This is a genomic window from Microcoleus sp., assembly GCF_049646505.1.
In the GTDB taxonomy this organism is placed as follows: Bacteria; Cyanobacteriota; Cyanobacteriia; order Cyanobacteriales; family Microcoleaceae; genus Microcoleus.
Genome location: NZ_JBARVX010000282.1, coordinates 1 through 3,336, shown reverse-complemented (window position 1 = coordinate 3,336; position 3,336 = coordinate 1). Strand labels below are relative to the sequence as shown.

2 protein-coding genes and 1 pseudogene are annotated in these 3,336 nt (G+C 40.1%); 1 reads left to right on the top strand and 2 read right to left on the bottom strand.

All coding sequences use genetic code 11. The features are described from left to right. Together WBA89_RS15205 and WBA89_RS15200 are read right to left on the bottom strand one after the other, a co-directional pair. Positions 1–1,731, bottom strand: a pseudogene (locus WBA89_RS15205) (hypothetical protein); the annotation flags it as partial. A 300-nt stretch (positions 1,732–2,031) separates the two neighbouring features. Then, on the bottom strand, positions 2,032–2,301 hold the full coding sequence (locus WBA89_RS15200) for a YciI family protein (protein WP_424407782.1): 270 nt from the start codon (positions 2,299–2,301) through the stop codon (positions 2,032–2,034). A gap of 163 nt (positions 2,302–2,464) precedes the next feature. Between WBA89_RS15200 and WBA89_RS15195 the strand changes: the two genes are divergently transcribed. Further along, positions 2,465–3,037, top strand: coding sequence for a Uma2 family endonuclease (locus WBA89_RS15195; RefSeq protein ID WP_424407780.1), 573 nt, complete (start codon positions 2,465–2,467; stop codon positions 3,035–3,037). The last annotated feature ends 299 nt before the right edge of the window (positions 3,038–3,336 follow it).

The following is a 3,336-nucleotide window of genomic DNA, read 5'->3' as shown; positions in this document are numbered from 1 at the left end:
GAATAATCTACTCTGTTTTTGCAACAGGAGTTTGAGGCAAGTATATGCAAGTATATCGAAGGTAAACCGATACACAAAACTTTTTTTTGCATCCCATTTATTGCTAGCTAGACTGTATGGAAAAGCAACTATTTTTCGTTTTGTAAACAGGTTATCATAGGTTTTTCTGGATAGTGGCTCTTTTGGCATTAGCAGAACTGGCAGAGCTTTCACACCTGTGATATCATACTCCATACTGAAGCTTTGCAAGTCGTCAGTAGAAAAATAATGAACATCACTAATTGCGATTTGAGCTGTGAGAGTACATAGGGAATTTTGAGTAGCCTTTGCTTGACCAATAGCTATATATTTTAATACTTCCTTGGGCTTGGTTCGCAGCTCTGGCTTAAAAAATGTAGAGTTTGTAGAAATAGTTTTCATACTATCCTCTAAAATGCTTTTTCTGACCGAAATGTGAAGCGGAAATTCTTTCGGTAAATGCTTTTGTTTCAGAATTTTTTGCAGGAGATTCTTGAGCGAGTCTATTTTAGAGGCAATTTTATATTGTTCAAAATCTTTTTTGATGTCTTGTAATACTATTTTTTTCGCTGCTTCATCAGAACCTTTGAAAATTGTTAATACTTTTTCCTCAAATCCTGGAATAGGATTGTATTCTAAGTCCGAATTAACTGTATAACCATCTGATGACGGGTCTTTTTCGGCAAAAACGAAATAGTACAACAATAGTAACTTCAATAGCTTTCTAGCAAAGATTTCTTTTTTAGCCGGCTTATCAAGTTCGGCTTTGTGTTCCTCACTGTCCGGGTCAAGCAGATTGAGATAATACTCAAAGACTGTTTTACCGCCATAGGCTTGCACTGGATTATTAAACTTGAGCTTAAGTCCAAAAACAAACTGGATATCTCCCTTATTTTCGTCTTTGGTTTCTCCTAAATATCCTTCTATTTTGGGAATGATAGGCAGCATATCGAAGGATTCAGCGCGAGCAAAAGCATCTCGGTAGTTCAAGTCAGTGTCGGCATAGTTGACCGAGTAATGACCGTCGGCATTTTCGAGATTGCCTATATATTCATCAATCAGCTTGAGACGCCGGATTAGGTCTTTTAAATAAATTATACCATCAGAATTTGACTGGTTATTGCTTGTGGTAAGGTTGTCTTGCAGAAATTCTAGATAACATATCTGTGCCTGTTTTTTGAGTTTGCCGATTGTTTCTGTATCTACAATTTCTTTGAGTTTGTAGAAATCTGATTTGGGGTCGGCTTCTAAATCTTGAAGAATGAAATCTAAGTCTTCGCGATCGCTCTCACTAGCGCTAGCAAACTGAGATTTGATATAATTTTCTAAGCCTTGTTTTAGCTCGGTATTAAATTTACTGGTGTTGCCAACGGTGATAGTTAATTTGTGAAATTTCAGCAGTTCTTTGCTACTGGCATTCTTTTGGATACTCAAGCGCTGCTTTTGTAAGCCTGAATAGTTGCCAAATGGATAGCTAAAGTCTAACTTAGCAGAGACACTTTGAAAATCTTGCAAATCTGTAATTAAGCTAGCAACAAACTGCTCGATATCAAGCTGTTGATTCTGTTGCTTAATTGTTGACTCTAGCCGAGCTTTTAAACTATTTTTAATTTTGGTAACTTGACTTGGAAACCGTTCTTTGAAACCGGGAGTAAAGTTGACTGTTGCGGTACGAACACCGCGTTCGGAAGCTAAAGGATTTTCTACTCCCAAACTTGCGACTGCTTCGGCTATGCTGTCAATGTCCATGAGCAGCCGATCGCCATTACCATGTATCTTAAAAGGATTCTGAGTCTGCGGCTTCTCTAAAACTTCTAGAATCTTGTCCAATAAGTCACTACAGTCAACCGCAACTAAGTCCACGTCTGCCGTTTTTAGCGTATTCACTCTGCAACCTCCTCGCACCGCCTGACAACTTATGCAATTGAGCTATGATAGCCGACATTGATTCATTAGTCAAGCAAGTTGATTTCTCTACTAACTTGCGAAATCATTACTAAGTTCCCTAGAGGTTCAAAATGCTTGAATCCACTCTTTAATGTTGTACTCAGTCCAAATCCCATTTACCCAATAAGGATCGGTTTCAACTAAGTCTCGCACTGCCGTTTCGTCTGCGGCTTCGTAAATCGCGAAAACTTTTGTTAAATCTTTTGTTGGCCCGATCGTAATTAATACTCCCGATTCCTTCTGCTTGGCAAGTCCGGCTAGATGCGCGTCTCGAAATGGTGCGCGTTTTTCGAGAACGTTTTGGCAGTAACTTCCCCACATTACATATTTGGTCACGGTTTTGAGCCTCAGATGAATTTGTTTAAAATTTATTGTACAATGAGTGTAGCAGGATTTAAAGATTTTTTTTGGATAAGATTGATTAACCGCAGAGGGCGCAGAGGGCGCAGAGGGAGAGAAGGAAAGAAGAGAGATTTTTGTTAGAGGGGATGAGGTAACTATGACTTTATTGGATATTCGGCTGCTGAATGTTTATGAATATCACCGGATGGTTGAAGCTGGTATTCTTGATGGAGATGAACGGGTAGAATTATTGGCAGGGCAGATAGTAAATAAGGCTACGAAAACTCCCCCACGTTGTGCAGTGGTGAAACGTACAATGGAACTACTGCAAAAATCTTTGGGAAGTTTGGTATTTCTGAGTATACATGATTCTGTCCGACTGAATAATTACTCTCAACCTGAACCGGATATTTCTGTAGTTATACCAGATCGACTTTACTATGAAGACCACCATCCAACTCCTTTAGAAATTTATTTGATTATTGAAGTTGCAGATACTACTCTGAGAACGGATTGCGGCATAAAAGCAAAAATTTATGCTGAGTCGGGAATTACTGATTATTGGGTTTTGGATGTTAATAATCGGCAACTTCACGTATTCCGAGAACCGAGTCAGCATGGTTATCAAAGTCGGTTGATGCTGGGGGACGATGCGAGTAGTTCTCCTTTGCAATTTCCTGATGTTTCTTTCGAGGTGCGGGATATGTTGCGGCCTTTAATTACGACTTAAATCTCCCGGCGGTTAGAAACCGCGTCTAGACAGACAAAACCCACCTCCGTGGGTTAAAGAAAGTTCCCAGGTAGAGCCTGGGAACCAGAACCATGTTTAAAAAACCTTGTTACCCAATAATTGTTGGGTTTGTTGGCTGAATCCGCGATGGTACAGGTGCGTCGCTAGGGTATTGCCGAGCTTTCTCAGGGATTTTCGAGAGCGACGCACCCTACGGTTAGCTTCTTAAGCTAACGCCGAATTTCTCAACTAAAATATCGCGGACTTTTTGCTGGGCTGGTTCGACATCGGTGTCGCTG